This window comes from Streptomyces sp. NPDC033177 (genome assembly GCF_055577715.1).
Genome location: NZ_JBVIPS010000003.1, coordinates 102,647 through 120,657, shown reverse-complemented (window position 1 = coordinate 120,657; position 18,011 = coordinate 102,647). Strand labels below are relative to the sequence as shown.

Below are 18,011 nucleotides of genomic sequence, written 5' to 3'. Positions count from 1 at the left end.
CTCACGCTCCCTTGAGGAGGAGGGAGCGGTGCGAGGTGAACTCCGCGTTGGCGCGGTCGTAGTCGTCCGGGCGTCCGATGTCGAGCCAGTAGCCGTCGAACGCGTAGGCGTGCGGCGGGGTCTCGGTCTTCAGCAGGTCCAGGACGAGCTCGTCGAAGCCGAGCGGCAGGCCCGGCGTGTAGGAGGCGAGGGTGTCGCGCGAGAGTCCGTACACCCCCATGGAGACGCGGTAGTCGACGCTCGGCTTCTCCGTGAAGGCGACCACGCGCTCAGAGTCGGTGGTCAGCACGCCGAAGTCGATGCGCACCTGACGTGCGTACGTGGCGATGGTCAGCGGCGCCCCGGAGGTGCGGTGGCTGTTGAGCACGTCCGCGTAGTCGAGGTCGGTGAGGATGTCGCCGTTCATCACGAGGAAGTGCTCGGGCAGCCGGTCCATCATGGTCAGGAGCGGGCCCATGGTGCCGAGCGGGCTGTCCTCCGTGGAGTAGCCGACGCGCAGGCCCCAGCGGGCGCCGTTGCCGACGTACGCGCGGATGATGTGGCCCAGGTGGCCGATCGCGATGGTGCAGCTGGTGAAGCCGGCGCTCGCCAGTTGGCGAAGGACGATCTCCAGGATGGCGTGCTGGTCGCCGATCGGGACGAGCGGCTTGGGCAGCGCGGTGGTGTACGGCCGGAGCCGGACGCCCTTGCCCCCGGCAAGAATGACTGCGTGCATGGCAGAACTCCCTTGTGTGAAGAGGGGGGTGGCGAGGTGTCAGGGCGTCAGATGTTGTAGATGTCCGTCTTGTAGCGGGCCAGGTTGGCCGGGTCGCGGAAGAACTCGACGGTGCGGGCCAGGCCCTGTTCCAGGTCGTGTCCGCGCGCCCAGCCGGTGGCCGCGCGCAGTCGGCTCGCGTCGGCGACCAGGCGCATCACCTCGGAGGCCGCGGGGCGGATGCGCTGTGCGTCCTCGCGCACGTCGAGGTCGGCCTCCATCACCTTGCCGATGAGCCGCACGAGGTCGCCCACGGAGATCTCGCCGCCCGTACCCGCGTTGAAGGTGCGGCCGACGACCGCGTCCGCGGGCGCGGTGCCGACGGCCATGAACGCCTGCGCGGTGTCCGCGACGAAGGTGAAGTCGCGGGTGGGCCGCAGGTCGCCGAGGGTGATCTCCCGTGACCCGGAGGCCACTTGGCCGATGACGGTCGGGATGACGGCCCGCATCGACTGACGCGGCCCGAAGGTGTTGAAGGGCCGCAGGGTGACCACGGGCGTCTCGAAGCTCGCATGGTAGCTGTCGGCGAGCCGGTCGCCGCCGGCCTTCGAAGCGGCGTACGGGGACTGGGTGTTGATGGGGTGGTCCTCGGTGATCGGCACGGTCTGCGCGGTGCCGTACGTCTCGCTGGTGGAGGTGTGCACCAGGCGCGGGATCTCCAGGTGGCGCACCGCTTCGAGGACGTTGAGCGTGCCGGTCACGTTCGTGTCCACGTAGCTGTGCGGGGCCTGGTAGGAGTACGGGATCGCAATGAGGGCGGCCAGGTGGTAGACGGTCTCGGCGCCGGTGACCAGACCGCGGACCGAGCCGGGGTCGCGTACGTCGCCGAGGACGATCTCGACCTCGGCGAGCACCTCGGGAGCGAGGGTCTCCAGCCAGCCGTAGGAGGAGAAGGAGTTGTACTGCGCCATCGCGCGGACCCGGTGGCCCGACGCGACGAGCGCCTCGGTGAGGTGCGAGCCGATGAAGCCTTCGGCTCCGGTGACGGCGACGAGTGGTGCGGATGCCATGAGTGCTCCTGATGCTGGGACGGTTACGGAGGTGTGCGGCGGGCGGCGGCAGGGCCCGGTGGATGCGGCGCCGGACGGCGCGGGCAGGCTCAGGCGTGCGCCGTGGGCCTGCCCAGGTGGTGGACGGCGACAGCGAGGAGCGCCGCCGCGGCGGCGCCGCAGCCGATGAGTTGGGCGGTGGGCGTCGAGACGGTGCCGGTGAGCGGCAGTGCCGTCACGAGGGCCGCGGCGGCGATGCAGGGCGCGGCTGACGGCCAGGCCGCGCCGAACGCCTGGAGGAGCAGGGCGGTCCACAGCACGGCCCCGAGCAGGAGGAGCCGGGTCGCGCTCGCGCCGACGAGTACGGCACCCAGGGCGAGCGGCACGAGATAGGCGGCGGCGCACACGGCGAGCGCTCGCGCGGAGCGCAGCCTGAAGCCCCTGGGCGTGGTCGAGGCGTGCAGGGCGGCCACGGCGAGCCCCCGGTAGCGGTAGAGGAGCCATTCGGCGAGGCCCATGCTGAGCGTCAGCACGATGACGGCGTACGGCTCCTGTTGTCCCGCCACCGCGGTCAGCGCACCGGCGGCGAGCCCGAACAGGCCGTACGGAAGCGACTGCGCCAGGCGTGGCGCGGGGCCCGGCATGGGTGCCGCCCGCAGTGCCGAGCGCAGGGCGTGCCCCGCGGCGGCCGTCGCGAGCAGGACGGTGAGCAACGGCAGCCCGATGCGGAGGAGTTCCGGCGGCTGCCACCACGGCAGGGCCGCCGCGCCCACCACGACCGGCAGGAGCGCCGCCGCGAGGATCTTCTCGTGGCCGAGCACCAGGAGCAGCCCGGCCGCGGCGAGGTAGCAGGACTGCCCGACGGCGAAAAGCGCGGCGGCTCCCGGACCCGCGACCAGCAGGCCGGTGAGCGACGCGGCCACGATGCCGAGCGGCGCGCCGGCCAGCAGGGTGCGCCCCGCCTCGTGCCGCCCGGTCGCGAGCCTGCTGTACGCGCGGTGGCTCAGCGCCTGGGACCACGCCCAGGACACCAGGGCGGCGGCGATCAGCCCGTACAGCCCGGAGGCCGCCCCCCAAGCGCCCTGCGCCAGTACGTATGCCGTGCCGGGGAGCGCGAAGAGCAGCCCGCGCAAGGCGCACCGCAGGTGGTCGGGGCGCCAGGGGTCGGGCGGCACAGGCGGCTTCGGATGGCTGCGCGGCACCCGCCGGAAGACGGCGTCGGCCAGCGAGAACAGATCGGGGTGCCCATAGGTCTCCTGGATCCTGGCGCCGGTCAGGCCCTGCGACTCCAGGAGCGCGGCGACTTCGTAGGCGTGCACGGCCGCGCCCGCCTCGTCGGCGAGTTCGGCGGCGAGGTGGTCCACGGGGTCGTCGGCCCTTGCGGGACGCAGCGCGACGCCGGGCCGTGTGCGGTGCCGGTGGTCGTGGGGGCCGGTGCGGGGCGGGCGCGCCAGGCGCAGGGCGAGGGTGTCGTCGGCGCCGTAGGCCTCGCCGTACTCCGCGCCGCGGGCGTGTGTGCCACGCGGCCTGAGAGGGAGGGGGCCGCTCATCCCGCCACCTCGCCGGAGACCGGAGCGCGATGGCTCGCGAACTCGGGCTGATACAAGCCCTGTTGGCCTGGCGTGGCCAGCTCCTCGTAGATCGAACGGAACGCGTCGACCGTCTGGCGCAGCGTGAACTGCTCGATCACGCGCAGCCGGGCCGCCTCGCCCATCGCGGCGCGGCGCGCGGGGTCGCGGAGCAGTTCGACGACGGCGCGGGCCATGGCCTCCGGTGCGCGCGGCGGCACCACGAGTCCGGTGGGGCCCACGGCCTCGCGCACCCCGCCGACATCCGTGGAGACCGTGGCCCGCCCGCAGGACATGGCCTCGATCAGGGTGAAGGGGAAGCCTTCGCTGATGCTGGACAGCATCACCACGCTGCCCGCCGAGTAGGCGTCCTTGATGTGCTCGACTCGGCCCTCGAAGACCACCGCGTCACCGTGGCCGAGCTCGGCGGCCAAGGCTTCACAGCGCTCGCGGTAGGCCTCGCCGCCGCGCGGGGTGCCGCCGAACAGGCGCAGTCTGGCGTCCGGGATCTCCTGCCTGACCAGCGCGAAGCTGCGGATCAGGGTCTCCAGGTCCTTGATGGGGTCGACCCGGCCCGCCCAGCTCAGGGTGGGGTTCAGCGGTTCGGGGCCCGCGGGCGGGAAAGCTTCGGGGTCCACGCCGTTGTAGACGGTGCGGATGAGGGCGGGCTCCGCGCCGCCGCGCTCCTCCCAGAGGCGGTTGTAGCGGTTGCCCGGGGTGATCAGGGAGGCCTGGCGGTACGTTTCCTCGGCAAGCAGCCGGAAGAACCCGAGCAGCAGCGCCTTGACGGGCCAGCTGTACGGTCCCGTGCGATAGCCGAGGTAGCGCTCGCGCAGGTACACGCCGTGCTCGGTCAACAGCAGGGGCACGCCGTGGAGTTGGCGTCCCACCAGGCCGGGCATGGCCGCTATGCCGCCGCTCACCGCGTGTGCGACGCCGCTCTCCGGAGGGCGGGCGGCGAGCGGGCGGAGCGCGTGTTCGAGCAGGCTGGTGGCGGTGACCGCGTCGTGCAGCGTCGGCCGTGCCTCGGCGGTCGCGCGCCCGGGGACGTTCCACACGGAGGTCAGGACGTGCACCGCACGGTCGGTGCGCAGGGCGGGCGCCAGGGCGCCGTCGCGGGCGTGCCGGGCGAGGTCGTGCAGCGCGGGGGCGAAGCCGTCCTCGGCGGCCGGGTCGAGCAGGGCGGTGAGGAACTGCTCGTAGGAGCCGAGGAGTTGGCGTCGGCGTCGGCCGCGCGGGGCGTGTCCGGTGGGGGTCGGGCCCCACATGGGCAGACACACGGGTTCGTCGACGTGCGGCGGCAGCTCCCAGGCGAGGCTCTCGCGGCCGGTACCGGTGACGGCGAGCACACCGAAGTCGATGTCGGGCATGCCACGCACGAGTTGGTCGCACCAGACGCTGACGCCACCGTGGCTGTGCGGGTAGGTGCCTTCGGTCAGCAGGGTGACGCGGGTCCGCGCGGGCCGGCGCGACGGAGCGGGGAAGGGGGCCGGTATCGGCACGGGCGAGGGCGAGTCGGACATGGTGGGGCTCCGCGGGTGAGATACGAACGCGAGGGAGCCGGCGGCGGCGCCCGCCCCGGTGGACCGGGGTGGGCGCGTTCCGTGAACGGCGGCATGCGGGTCGTACGGGCGCGGGGGGATGGTGGTGCGGTCCGGCCCCTGATCGGCGGGGCGGTGTGGGTGACTTCTCGGATCCGGTGGCCGGCCGGGAGGGGCCGGCCTGCCACCGGGTGCGACCGTCGGGTCAGCGCCGGGGCGGCAGCGCGCGTGGCGTGTGGCCGTCGGTGCCGGGCTTCACGTACGTGGCGGCGCCGGGCGGCACGGGCAGTTTCCTGGCCGCCTTGGCGATGTCGGGCTCTCCGGCCGCCTTGGCCGAGGCCGGTGCGGACGGAAGGTTGAGCGTGACGCGGCTCTGGAGGAGCGCCGGGGACACCCAGCCGGAGGTTCTGCCCGCGTATGCGGTCCCGAACTTGTCGGTTCCGAGCAGGAGTTGCCGTACGGTGCCGGTGGGCATGGTGGCTCGGACCGCCACGCCGGACGGGGCCTGGACGGTCACCTTGGCGCCGATCCGGTAGGCGGTGACACGGCCCGCCTTGACGGCCGTGTCCCAGGCCGCGCGGGAGCGCAGCTCGCCGCCGATGTCGGCCATCCGCAGGTTGACCACGGGGGCGTTGTCCGCGAACAGCGCGCCGTACGCGTCGAGGACGGAGCCGAGCACGGGGTACGCGATGCGGTCCTCGGCGAGGTTCGACTGGTGGATGAAGTGCGGCCTGGGGTCGTTCGCCAGGACATGCCCCATCGCGATCGTCGACTCCACCGGCACGATGTGGTCCTCGTAGCCGGTGGCGGGGTCGAGGGGGGCCTCCAGGCAGGTGGCGACGGAGGAGTTCTCACAGACGCCGCTGCCGCCGTCCGCCTTGCGGGTGTAGATCCAGTTGTACTCGTCGACCTGCTCGCTCGCGCGGCCCGCGTTGTAGAAGACGTTCATCGGGTAGCGCGGCACGGTCAGGGCCGAGCCCACCGGGCGCTGTCCCCGGTCCCGGGAGTTGTCCGAGCCGAGCCAGGTAACGCCGTTGTCCCGCAGGGCCGGGCTCAGGTTCGGGTTGTCGTCGGGCTGCTGCGGAAGGACCTTGAGGCCCGAGTGCTCGCCGGTCACCAACTCGTCGTTGTCGAGAGGGAGTCCGGCGCGCTGCCCCCAGTTGCGGTTGTCGGAGACCTGCTGGGAGATCTCCGAACGCGAGACGTAGCGTGTGCCGCCGTCCGCGTTCTTCGCGCACACCCACGGCACGACGCTGACGTCCTGGACGCAGCCGAGGAAGGGGTGGTTGTAGGTGTGGTTGATCCAGCGGTGCTCGCCCCGGTCGGCGATGAGCCGGTCCGCCAGGGGGTCGGAGCCGCCGTTCTCCTCGCGGAAGAGCTCGCTGCCGCCGCCGTTGAAGGCCATGTCGAGCGGGAACTTGCGCCCCTTGGACCACTGGGCCGCGTAGGCCGCGTCGTCGGCGGTCATCCGGATCGGGTCGGGCGTGCCCTGGCCCGGCGGGCAGTCCACGTCGCCGGGGGTGCAGTTGAGCTCGCTGTCCCAGCGGTCGTCGGCCCCGAAGACGTCGTCGACGTGCACGGCGAAGTAGTTGCGGGACGAGCCGAGCTGGACGCCCTGGGTCATCCAGTCGACGATGCCGCGGGCGAGGAGCCGGAACTGCTGCTGGTGCTGGTTGTAGACGAATGTCACCACCAGCTCGCGCCGCCCGTCGTGGCGGTACTCACCGACGAGTGAGCCGCGGTCCGAGGTGCCGGGGATCGGCGCGTCCACGTAACTCGTGAAGTCGGCGCCCGGTGCGGGCTCGGACAGGAAGCTGTAACTCTCGTTCGTGTCAGGGGCGTTGTCCTCGAAGGGCACCTGCCCGGTGAGGTAGCCGAAGGGGCCGCTCTTGCCCGGCGCGGTCACCTGGGCCCGCACCCCGTCGAGCGGGCCGCTGAACTCGGGTGTCTGCAGGCCTGCTTCGGGCCTGGCGTACGTGTAGGCGTCGACCTGCGGGATGGCGTAGGTCTGCTCGTAGGAGGCGAGGGCGGCCATCTCGGCCGAACCGGCAGCGAACGGGTTGTCGTTGGGCAGCACGACCGCCTGGAACTTGGCGCGCGCCCTGCCGTCGACGGTGTCCGCCAGGAACGCGGCATCGATCACCGGCCGTCCGCTCTGCCGCAGGTCGACGGTCGTGTACGGCGTGCCCTGGCCGTCGAGTTCGGCGGTGATCGCGGCGGTGGCGGGGCCTCCGTCGGTCACCACGAGGATGCGTAGGTCGATGCGAGGCAGCTCGGCCGCCGATGCCGGGTTGCCTGGCAGTGAGAGCGCGAGAAGCAGAGCGGCGGCGCCGAGGGCCGCCGCTCGTGCGGTGTGATTCATGCGGTGCGTGGTCCCCTCCACGGTCGGGCCGAGGGGGTGTCTCCACCCCACGGCCCGCCCCCCAACGACGCACTCACACATCGCAGTGTGTGTCCGCGTCGCTCTGACGCGTCACATAGTGCGTCCCACCTGTGGGGTCTGTGCGGATTCTGTGAAACCTGGCGGAAAAAAGATGGCGAACCCTTGGCGGTACGAAATGAGCGTCACGGGACGGAAGATGACACACCGGAGCAGCGCGCTCCGGGACGTCGTGGCCGCTCAGAGGGGTCGTAGATCCCCGAGCGCCAGATAGATGCTGAGCACACGCACCGGATCTCGGCCCGCCCGGCGAACACCGGAATCGAATGAGCTCCGAACCGAACCGATTCAGCCAAGCGATCCGGGCCCGCGTCGCAACGCCTTCCCCGGAAAGCGCGTTCTGACCTGCGCGGCAAGCGCGTTCCATGAACATCTGGGGGCGCGTTTCAGGGCGTGATCGGGGGCGCGCGAGGGGGCGCTCTTGCATTCCGAGGCCCCGGGGGTGACGCGGAGCCCACCGCGGCGCGTTGGGCCAAGCGGGCCCTTCTCCCCCCACCGATGAGGGAGTCGAGCAATCCATGAGGCCTTCGGTGCCGGATACCTCATGTGATGACAGAGCGAGAAGTCTTGCGACGTCCGGTCGACCGGTGGCGCGTCCCGGCAGGCGCCTTGAGCGGCCTGCTTGCCGGGTTCGCCGCGCTCGCGGTCGCGGAGCTGGTGTCCGCGGCGGTGCGGCCCGAGGCCGGCCCGGTGGTGGCGGTCGGGGGCGCGGCGATCGACCGCACCCCCGCGCCCGTCAAGGACTGGGCCATCCAGCAGTTCGGCACGAACGACAAACTCGTCCTGCAAGCAGGCATCCTCGCGGTGCTCGCCCTGCTGGCGCTCGTGCTGGGGCTCCTCGCCCTGCGCCACCGCCTTGTCGGCGCGGCGGGAGTGCTGCTCTTCGGGGTGATCGGTGCGACGGCGGCCACCGGCCGCCCCGACTCCACCGGCTTCACCGACGCGCTGCCCTCGCTGGCGGGGTCCGTCGTCGGTGCCGCGCTGCTGTACTGGCTCGCGGGCCGCCTCGCCCTTCGCCCCGTGGGCACGGCCTCCGAGCGGACGCCGGTGCCGGATGAGCAGCCGTCCGTGCCGGATGAGCCGACTTCAGGGCGGGATACGCCGACCTCCGTGCCGGCCGGCGTCGACCGGCCGGACTGGGACCGTCGAGGGTTCATCGTCGCGGCCGGCGTCGCTGCCGCCGCGTCGGCCGGAGCCGGCGTACTCGGACGATCCCTGAACGGCGCGGGCGGCCAGGACGCCGTCGCCTCGCGGAACCAGATCAAGTTGCCCGCCCCGGCGTCGGCCGCGCAGCCGGTACCCAAGGGCGCGCGGCTCCGGGTGCCCGGCATCAGTCCGTTCGTGACGCCCAACAGGGACTTCTACCGGGTGGACACCGCTCTCGTGATCCCCAAGGTGAACGCCGACACCTGGCGCCTGCGCATCCACGGCAAGGGCGTCGACCGGCCGACGACCCTCACCTTCGACGACCTGCTGCGGCGGGATCTGATCGAACGCGACATCACCCTGACCTGTGTGTCGAACGAGGTCGGCGGCCCGTACGTGGGCAACGCCCGCTGGATCGGCGTGCGCCTGGCCGACCTGTTGGCGGAGTGCGGCGTCGAACCCCCTGCGAAGGGTGGCCCCGCGGACCAGCTGGTCGCCCGGTCCGTGGACGGCATGACCATCGGCACCCCCGTCGACGACGTGATGGACGGCCGCGACGCGATGCTCGCCCTCGGCATGAACGGCGAGCCGCTGCCGTTCGTGCACGGTTTCCCCGTACGCATGCTGGTCCCCGGCCTCTTCGGTTATGTGTCGGCCTGTAAGTGGATCAAGGACATCGAGCTGACCAGGTTCGACGACTACGACCCCTACTGGGTGAAGCGGGACTGGGCCCGCGAGGCGCCGATCAAGACACAGTCCCGGATCGACACCCCCAAACCATTCGCCCGGCCGAAGGCGGGCACGGTGATGGTCGCGGGGGTCGCCTGGGCCCAGCACCGAGGCATCGACCAGGTCGAGGTGCGGGTGGACGACGGCCCGTGGCAGCAGGCCGAGTTGGCCGCCGAGGACACCAGGGACACCTGGCGGCAGTGGTCCTTCCCCTGGAGGGCGACCGCAGGGGGCCACACCCTCACGGTGCGGGCCACCGACCGCACGGGCGAGGTCCAGACCGAGAAGCGCACCCGCACGATTCCCGACGGGGCCAGCGGCCGGCACTCGGTGGTGGTCAACGTCGACTGACGACGAACGGCCGACGCAACGGCGACGCACGGGCGACGCGACGACTGTGACCATCCCACGATTCACTCGTTTGAACGTGGTCAGGACGCAACGTCGTCAGCCTTTGGAAGGCTTTTGATCAATGAGCACATCGCAACGGCCCTCGTCGAGAGGGTCCGGGCGGGTGGCCCTTGACCAGGCCGAGGCCGTCATCGTCGACCAGTACACCCGGCTCGTACGCCTCGCCTATCTCACCCTCCCCCACTCGCTGGGCAGGCACCGGCGGGTCCTCGCCGCCCACGCTCTGGTACAGCGCGCGCTGCCCGGATTCCGCGTCGGCCGGGTCACGCACCGCGTGCCCGAGCAGCGAAGGGTCACACCCGACCCCGTGGTGGCGAGCATGCGGGCGCGCGTCCTGCGATCGGCGCTGGCGCACGACCGCCGTCCGCGCGGCTGGCCCGGTTTCCTGCCGCCGCCCCGCGCGCTGCGCCCCATGCTCCCGGTGGTCTGGGGGCTGCGGCTGTTCCCGCGCGCGGGCGGCACCGAGGAAGTCGCGCTGGGGCAGGCGCTCGCCGAGGTCCCCGCGGCCGCCCGCGCGGCGTTCGTGCTGCTGCAGTTGGACGGGCTGCCCCGCTCCGAGGTCGCCGAGTTGCTCATCGCCGCCCAGGTGCCCCAGCCCCAAGAGGCGGTGCACGCCGCCTGTGACGTGGCGGCGTCCGCGGGCCCGGCGGCGGAAGCGCTGCTGCGGTCACGGGAGTTCGACGCCTGTTCCGTGCAGACCCGCCCGACCGATCTGCTGCGCCGCAGGCGCCGGTACCAACTGACCCTGTTCACCGCGGGAATCATCGCCCTGTGTGGTGTGGTGCTGCTGGCGACCGTAGGCGGCACACCCTCGGGAACGCCTTCCCGAGCCGCCGATGTGCCGCTCGCCTTCGGCCCCGACGAGTTGCTCCGTACCTCCGGCGACGACTGGGCCGACACCTCACGGGTGGACTTCACCGCGTGGCCGGCCCGCGGCGCGCGCACCGACGACGACGCACTGATCAGGCGCGCGCTCGGCGCCTGGACCGATCCGCCGTCCGGCACCCGGGTCGTCGTCGCGAAGGCCACCAGTTCCGAACCCCCGCCCAGGGGAACCCAGTTGCTGTACGCGGATGTCGTCGGCCGGGAGGCGGTCGTACTGTTCCACGACGGCCGACGCGTGGTCCGCTACGGCGAACCGCTCGCCTCGCCGGGCGACACGACCCTGGACATCTCCCGTTCCGACGAGGCCGACGTGACCACGGCCGCCGCGCTCGTCGTCGGCCGTGAGGCGGGCAAGGTCCGCTATCTGACCGCTCCGTGGATCGCCGAGGCGCGGACGCGCGACCTGCTGGCCCCCGAGTCCCCCGGACGCCCGCTCGACGTGTCGGACGAGGGCCTCACCGACGCCGTCCCCGAGCCACCGGGCCAGGGTGCGTGCGACAGCCTGCCGGTGCTGCAACTGCGCTCCTCCAGCCGGATCGTGGAGAAGCACGCCTTCCTCGTGGCCGACCTCGGCGGCCTCACCCCCGTGCATCTCAGCTACACCCCGCTGCCCGGCGCCGGGGCCCCGCCCCGGCAGCCCCGCGAGGCGACCGGCAGCACGGCGCTGCGGAGCTGGGCTCACACCGCCTGTCAACTTCCCGGGCTGCGGGAGAGCGGCGTACGGGCCGTCAATCAATGGGAGTTCGCCGAACAGGACCTGCCCGAGCGGGGTGGCAGGGCCGTGTGGTCCTGCACGCGTGCCTCCACCTGGCGCGGCCCCGGCGACGTCCTCGTGCAGTTCCGCGCGTCGACGGCGTCCCCCACCGCGCCGGCGAAGGTCGTCGGGCAGGCACGGTCGACAGCGGCCTGCAGCCGGTTCGGCCAGCACATCGTGGCCGGCGCCCCCTGGACGGCGCCCTCCGGGCGTCACTACCTCCTCGCCGCGGGCAGCCGTGAGGTCGAAGAGATCAACGTGACCGGTGACGTGAAAGCGACCGAGCGAGGGCGCACCCTGGCCGTCAAGGCTCCCAAGAACCCCGACGCGACAGTGCGGGCGCGCCTGACGGACGGTGAGAGGCTGGAGGAGGTCGGCGAGCGGCGCGTGCGCTAGCCGACAGCCGAGCCCAGTCAAGTCGAGGAGTCCAGTACCTGTGTCCTTCAACGACAGCGGGCGCCCAGCACTGGTGTTGAGCCGCCCGGTCGAGAAGCCACGTGCCGCCGTGCTTCTGCTGCACGGCGGCCGGGAACACGGGACCGACGTGCCCCCGCCGTGGAATCTCCCGGGCGCACGGCTGCGCCTTTTCGAGGGCCCGATACGTCGGTCCACATCGGGGGGCGCGGTGCTGATGGGGCGGGTGCGCTATCGCGTCCGGGGCTGGAACGGAGAGCGCGAGGACCCCGCACGAGACGCCCGCCAAGCCCTGCGTGAGCTGGAGCAGCTCACCGGTGACGTGCCCACCGTCCTGGTGGGGCATTCGATGGGGGCCCGCGCCGCACTGCGCGCCGCGGGAGACCCGCTGGTCCGAGGGGTGGTCGGCCTGGCGCCCTGGTGCCCCGCCGGGGAGCCGGTCGCGCATCTGCGTGACCGGCGTGTGGCGCTGCTGCACGGCGACCAGGACCGTACGACCGATCCCGCGTCCTCCCTGGACTTCGCGTCGCGCGCCGGTGCCGCGGGCGCCGAGGCGGCCGCCGTGCTGATGCGCGGCAGTGACCACGCCATGCTCAGACGCGCACGCGCCTGGCACGCCCTGACCGCGAGCATCGTGGCCGGGTTCCTGGGCCTCGCCGAGCTGCCCGCCGCGATCGCCGGCCAGTTTCACAGCACGCCCGGCGCGGGGCTGGACGGGTCGTCGTACGACATGCCCTGAAGAGCTCGCCGCTCGTGACGGTCCTGAATCCGATGGCTGCCGCCTGCTGTCTTCTGCAAGAGGCGCACCTCGGATTCTTTCCAAGGCCGCCTGAGGCGCCGTAAGTTGGCGTGCGGAGACGATGAGCGCGCGTCTGCCATGGGGGCGACCTTGGCGGTAGCGTGGCAGAAATCTGCGCACACCGTCCCCGCGGGCAGCGAACCGCCGGCGTACGACCGCCGGGGGCCCCGGCGGTGTGTCCACGGAAGGGAGCGGCGGCATGACCGCCATGTCCGAGAGGCAGCGCGAGGTACGGCTGGCGTCCGCGTTCGTGGATCTCGCTGCCCCCTTGGTGCGCGAGGTGAGCGTGCCCGATGTCCTGCGCGCACTGACCGCACACTGTGTGGATCTGCTGGAGGTGTCGGCGGCCGGGGTGATGCTGGACGTCCCGCGCGGCCAGGTCGTGGAGGTGGTGGCCTCCGACGAGTACACCCGCTCACTGGAACTGTTCGGCCTCGAATGGGACGAGGGCCCGCTCATGGACTGCCGTCGCGCCCGGACACAGGTCCGCGAGTTCCGGCTGGACACCGAGCCCGCCTGCACGCGGTGGCCCCGGTTCACGCCGCGCGCCCTGCTGCTCGGCTTCACCTCGGCCGCGACGGTCCCGCTGCGCTGCCAGGACACGGTGGTGGGCGCCCTGAGCCTCCTCCACGACCGGCCGACGCCCCTGGACGACACCCGGCTGCGCCTGGCCCAGGCCCTCGCGGACACCGCCACCGCCTGCGTCATGCGCCAGCAGGTGCTGCACGAGCAGCGGACGCAGATCGCACAGCTCCAGGACGCCCTGGAGTCCCGCATCCTCATCGAGCAGGCCAAGGGATTCCTCGCCAGCTCCCGCGGCTGCAGCGCGGACCAGGCCTTCATCCGCATGCGGACGTACGCCCGCAATCGCCGGCTCAAGCTCTCCGACGTGGCCCGCCAGGTTCTGAACGGCGGCGTCGGGGACACCCTGCTCCGTCCCGAACGCTGAACCCGGCGACCTCTCCCGCACACCCCGCCGTCTCACTCCTGTGCTCTCTATGTGAGACGGCGTTTCGACATCTCCGCGGGATGCCTATGGTGGTGCGCATGTTCGGACCCGCTCGTCAGCTCGCTCTCGCGCTCTTCGCGGCCACGCCGTGGAGCGTCGACGACGCGCTCTGTCGCCGCTGACGCCTCGCTGAGCAAAGTGCGCTGTGCGCTGTGCGCTCACGCGATCACCGCCTGTCCGACCACTCCCCTCCCGCTCCCGGAGACCCCCTTGACCACCGCTCCCGATGCCGGGGCGCCGCCCCGGATCGCCGTGCTCCCCCCTTCCCCCACCTCCGCCCCCGCCCCGCGGGCCGAGGCCTTGCCGCCGGTCCGGCGGGTGCCGCTGGCGGTCGCAGGTGCCATCGGCGTCGCGCTCGCGGGCTACGTCTTCGCGGAGCACGGGGCCAAGCCGGGCACCCTGCTGCTGCTCGGCATCGGACTCGGGGTCGCCCTGTTCCACTCCCGGTTCGGCTTCACCTCCGCCTGGCGGCAACTGGTGGCCGTCGGAAACGGCACCGGGCTGCGTGCGCACACCCTGCTGCTCGGCACCACCGCCACGCTCTTCGCCCTGATCATCGGCACGGGCAGCGGCCTGTTCGGTTCCGTGCCCGCACCCAGCGCCGGGCCGATCGGGGCGGCGCTGCTCATCGGCGCCTTCCTCTTCGCCATCGGCATGCAGCTCGGCGGCGCCTGCGCCTCAGGGACCCTCTTCGCCGTCGGTTCCGGCCAGGGCACCATCGTGCTCACCCTTCTCGGGTTCATCACCGGCTCCACCCTCGCCGCCTGGCAGTTCGGCCTCTGGAACGATCTGCCGGCGCTCGACCCGTACGTGCTGTCCGACCACGTCGGCTGGTTCGGCTCGTGGGCGGTGACGATCGCGGCGCTCGCCGCGATCTGGTTCGTCGCCCGCGCCGTACAGGCCCGCCGCAATCCCCCGCCGGTCGGCACCCCGCCATCGGCACGCGGCGCCCTCCGCCGTACGGTCAGGGGCTCCTGGCCGCTGGCCGCGGGAGCGATCGCGCTGGCGGTGCTCGGCGCCGGCGTTCTGCTCGTCTCGGGTGGCGCCTGGGGCGTCACCAGCGCGTTCGCCCTGTGGGGCTCCAAGGTCGTGGGCGCACTCGGCGGCATGCCGGAGACCTGGGCATTCTGGCAGCAGCCGGGGAGCGCGGCCCAGCTGTCCGGGCCGGTGCTTGCCGACAAGACCAGCCTCACCGACATCGGCATCATGATCGGCGCGGCCGTCGCAGCGGCGGCCGGAGGCGTGTGGCAGCTGCACCGCAACATCCCTGCCCGCACGGCACTCGCCGCCGTCATCGGGGGCATCCTGATGGGCGTCGGCGCCCGCCTCGCCGGCGGCTGCAACATCGGCGCCTACCTGGCCGGCATCGCCTCGGGTTCCCTCCACGGCTGGATCTGGGCAGCCGTGGCCATCCTCGGCACGTGGGCCGGCCTGCGCCTGCGCCCCCTGTTCGGCCTGGGCAACCCGAAGCCGACGGACAGCGTCTGCTGATCTGCTGACCTTTCGGCGCGGGTGGCCGCCGGTGGGCAACTGCCCCCAGGTTCAGGCCGACTTGGCCGGGCCGGGCCTCGCTCCGGCGGGCCCGCCCACGACCGTGAGCAGGTCCACCACGAAGATCAGCGTCGAGCCCGCCGGGATCAACGCAGAGGGTGCCTGCTTGCCGTAACCAAGACGCGGGGGAACGATGATCTCGCGCCGACCGCCGACCTTCATTCCCCGCACTCCCCTGTCCAGGCCCTTGATGGCCTTGCCACCGCCCACGGCGAGCTTGAACGGCTGGTCCCGCTCCCAGGAGGAGTCGAACTCCTTCCCGGACGCGAACGTGACCCCTACGTAGTGAACTTGGACGACCCGACCCGGCAACGCCTCGGGGCCGTCCCCGAGCACGAGGTCCCGGATGGTCAACTCGGTGGGCGGGTCACCCTCCGGTACCTCGATTCCGGGCTTCACCAGTTCGCTCATCACGGTCCCCTCACTCACCACCGGAATCCCCACGCGGACCGGCCGGACACACGGACCTTCCACGCGGCAGACGGTCACGCTACCGGCAATCCCCTTCTCGGGCCCGTCCGGGACGCAACCGGAGACGCCGGTCAGGACGGGGGGACACGACACACCGCACACCCTGAGGACGCGAACCGTCGGATCCGGAGAATCATAAGAGCGCTCCCAATCCGGGCCCCAAGCGCTTCCGGGGCCCTTGGGTGCCCGGCGACGGGTAGGGCTTCTCAACTCATAGGCGGGGGTGACTGGTTGACCATGACAGTTTCACTCGTCACTTGACGCGCATCTCGCACCGCATCCGCCGCTCGTGCCCGACCTCCCGCTCCGCGCCCGTCAGGGTGAGCGGCACGGTGTGGTGGACGTTTTCGCTGGACGCACAGACACGCAGTTCGAGGGCGCCGGGTTCGACGACGCGGCGGCCGTCGGCTCCGGTGTACGCGGCGAGGTCCGCCGGGAACGAGGCGTGGACCTCGGCCGACGCCCCGGCCTCGAGCGGGACGCGGGCGTAGCCGACGAGCCGGACCTCGGGGCGGGCGACGGTGCCGACCGGGTCGTGGAGGTAGAGCTGGACGACCTCGGTGCCGGGCCGCTCGCCGGTGTTGCGGACGATGAGACGCAGGGTGGTCTCGCCGTCGGTGGACAGTTCGGGGGCGTCGCACTGCGGGGCGTCCCAGGTGAACGTGGTGTAGGAGAGGCCGTGCCCGAACGGGTAGAGGGCGGTGGGGTCCACGTTGCTGGCGTCGCCTCGGCGGCCGAGCGGCGGGGCGAGATAGGGGGCGGGCTGGCCGCCGGGGCCGCGCGGCACGCCGACGGGAAGGCGACCCGACGGCTCGACGCGCCCCGCCAGGACTCCGGCGACGGCGGCACCGCCCTCCTGCCCCGGGAAGAAGGCCTGGACGACGGCGGCGGCCCGGTCGGCCCAGCGACCGAGCGCATAGGGCCGCCCGCTGAGTATGACGACGACGGTCGGCGTCCCGGTGGCGAACACCTCATCCAGCAAAGCGCCTTGCCGGTACGGGAGTTCGAGGTCCTCGGCGTCGCAGCCCTCGCCGGACGAGCCGCGCCCGAAGAGGCCCGAGCGGTCGCCGACCACGGCGAGGCAGATGTCGGCCTGCGCCGGGTCGTCGCCGAACACGGCTCCGGGCAGTTCGGCGCGAAGCGCCTGGGCGAGCGTCGGGATGTCGACACCCGCGGGGAGTTCCGGGTGGTTGACGCCGACGTGCCGCGGGAACGTGTAGCAGCCGAGCATGGCGGCCTGTTCGTGGGCGAGGGGGCCGACCAGCGCGATGCGCAACCCGTCGGCGGCCAGCGGCAGCAGCCCCGCGTCGTTGGCGAGCAGGACGACCGACTCCTGCGCCACCGAGCGTGCCAGGTCGCGCATCTGAGGGGGATTCAGGTCGATGAGTACATCTTCCGCATCTTCCGCGTCTCCCGCGGACCCCGTGGACCCCGTACCCGGCTCCCAGTCCCGGTCGAGAAGGCCCAGCTCGCACTTCTGCGTGAGGACGCGCAACGCGGCGCGGTCGAGTAGGTGCTCGGGGAGGTGCTCGGCCGCGGGCAGGCAGCGTGCGGCGGGAAGTTCGACGTCGACGCCGGCGGCGAGGGCGAGCCGCGCGGCGTCCCCCTCCGTCGCGGCCACCTTGTGCGCGGACTCCAGGAATGCGATGCCGAAGTAGTCGGCGACGACTGTGCCGCCGAACTGCCATGTATCACGCAGGAGTTGGGTGAGGAGGCCGGTGTGTGCGTGTCCGGGCAGCCCGTCGATGTCGTTGTAGGAGGCCATCACGGATCGGGCGCCACCCTCGCGCAGCGCCATCTCGAACGGGGGCAGGACGACGTCGGCGAGTTCCCGCGGTCCGATGGAGACGGGCGCGTGGTTTCGGGCGGCGCGCGAGGCCGCGTACCCGGCGAAGTGCTTGAGAGTGGCGACGATCCCCGCGGCCTCCAGGCCGCGCACGTACGCGGTGCCGATGGTGCCGACCAGGTACGGGTCCTCGCCGATGGACTCCTCGGTGCGGCCCCAGCGGGGATCTCGGACGACGTCGAGGACCGGGGCGAGGCCCTGGTGGATGCCGACCGTGCGCATCGACGTACCGATGGACTCGGCCATCTCCGTGATCAGGGCCGGGTCGAAGGTGGCGCCCCAGGCGAGCGGTGTCGGGAAGATCGTGGCCCGCCAGGCGGCGAACCCGGTCAGGCACTCCTCGTGGGCGAGCGCGGGCAGCCCGAAGCGGTTCGCGGAACGGATCCGGCGCTGCAGGTCCGCGAGGCGTGCCGCGCCCGCGGCGGGCTCGACCGGGACGGTGCCGAAGGGCCGGGTCAGATGGCCGAGGCCGTGCGGCAGCAGGGTGTCGAGGACCGCGCTCTCGGCGACGTACGCGTGCTGCCCCGGTGCGACGGCGGCGGTGTCGGTGTCGATGTCGGCTCCGAGCCACACGCTGGACAACTGGGCCGTCTTCTCCTCGGCGGTCATCCGGGCGAGCAGGTCCGCCGCCCGGACCTTGGCGGGCAGGGTGGCGTCCTGCCAGGGCTTGACCATGGAACTCCTCAAGTGCGGTGCGTGCAGGT

Annotated in this window: 12 protein-coding genes; 5 read left to right on the top strand and 7 right to left on the bottom strand. The window is 72.5% G+C overall.

From position 1 onward, the window contains the following. Position 1: 1 nt before the first annotated feature. From ACZ5U5_RS11610 to ACZ5U5_RS11590, 5 genes are all read right to left on the bottom strand, one after another. Positions 2–715 carry a nucleotidyltransferase family protein gene (locus ACZ5U5_RS11610; protein WP_363207340.1) on the bottom strand — a complete coding sequence of 238 codons (714 nt, stop codon included), beginning with the start codon at positions 713–715 and terminating at the stop codon, positions 2–4. A 47-nt stretch (positions 716–762) separates the two neighbouring features. Continuing rightward, the gene (locus ACZ5U5_RS11605) at positions 763–1,764 is read right to left on the bottom strand and encodes a GDP-mannose 4,6-dehydratase (RefSeq protein WP_469019574.1); all 1,002 of its coding nucleotides are present in this window, start codon (positions 1,762–1,764) and stop codon (positions 763–765) included. A gap of 89 nt (positions 1,765–1,853) precedes the next feature. Next, positions 1,854–3,293, bottom strand: a complete 1,440-nt coding sequence (locus ACZ5U5_RS11600; RefSeq protein ID WP_469019572.1) for a hypothetical protein — start codon at positions 3,291–3,293, stop codon at positions 1,854–1,856. Beyond that, positions 3,290–4,834 (bottom strand): GT4 family glycosyltransferase PelF, encoded by a 1,545-nt coding sequence (gene pelF, locus ACZ5U5_RS11595; protein WP_469019570.1) that lies wholly within the window; start codon positions 4,832–4,834, stop codon positions 3,290–3,292. The genes ACZ5U5_RS11600 and pelF overlap by 4 nt, the downstream gene beginning before the upstream one ends. A gap of 223 nt (positions 4,835–5,057) precedes the next feature. Further along, entirely contained in the window at positions 5,058–7,214 is a 2,157-nt protein-coding gene (locus ACZ5U5_RS11590; protein ID WP_469019568.1) for a hypothetical protein, read from the bottom strand. 627 nt (positions 7,215–7,841) lie between these two features. Here ACZ5U5_RS11590 and ACZ5U5_RS11585 point away from each other — a divergent pair. From ACZ5U5_RS11585 to ACZ5U5_RS11565, 5 genes are all read left to right on the top strand, one after another. Continuing rightward, positions 7,842–9,518 (top strand): sulfite oxidase, encoded by a 1,677-nt coding sequence (locus ACZ5U5_RS11585; protein ID WP_469019566.1) that lies wholly within the window; start codon positions 7,842–7,844, stop codon positions 9,516–9,518. Between the two features lie 121 nt (positions 9,519–9,639). Then, positions 9,640–11,613, top strand: a complete 1,974-nt coding sequence (locus ACZ5U5_RS11580) for a hypothetical protein (protein ID WP_469019564.1) — start codon at positions 9,640–9,642, stop codon at positions 11,611–11,613. 40 nt (positions 11,614–11,653) lie between these two features. Further along, positions 11,654–12,370 (top strand): alpha/beta hydrolase, encoded by a 717-nt coding sequence (locus tag ACZ5U5_RS11575; protein WP_469019563.1) that lies wholly within the window; start codon positions 11,654–11,656, stop codon positions 12,368–12,370. A 259-nt stretch (positions 12,371–12,629) separates the two neighbouring features. After that, positions 12,630–13,379, top strand: coding sequence for an ANTAR domain-containing protein (locus ACZ5U5_RS11570; RefSeq protein ID WP_469019561.1), 750 nt, complete (start codon positions 12,630–12,632; stop codon positions 13,377–13,379). Between the two features lie 270 nt (positions 13,380–13,649). Next, positions 13,650–14,930 (top strand): YeeE/YedE family protein, encoded by a 1,281-nt coding sequence (locus tag ACZ5U5_RS11565; protein WP_469019560.1) that lies wholly within the window; start codon positions 13,650–13,652, stop codon positions 14,928–14,930. A 51-nt stretch (positions 14,931–14,981) separates the two neighbouring features. Here the strand turns inward: ACZ5U5_RS11565 and ACZ5U5_RS11560 are convergent, their stop codons facing one another. Beyond that, positions 14,982–15,401, bottom strand: coding sequence for an FKBP-type peptidyl-prolyl cis-trans isomerase (locus ACZ5U5_RS11560; RefSeq protein WP_469019559.1), 420 nt, complete (start codon positions 15,399–15,401; stop codon positions 14,982–14,984). Positions 15,402–15,714: 313 nt separating this feature from the next. Next, positions 15,715–17,982 carry a glycoside hydrolase family 3 N-terminal domain-containing protein gene (locus tag ACZ5U5_RS11555; RefSeq protein ID WP_469019557.1) on the bottom strand — a complete coding sequence of 756 codons (2,268 nt, stop codon included), beginning with the start codon at positions 17,980–17,982 and terminating at the stop codon, positions 15,715–15,717. Between the last annotated feature and the right edge of the window lie 29 nt (positions 17,983–18,011).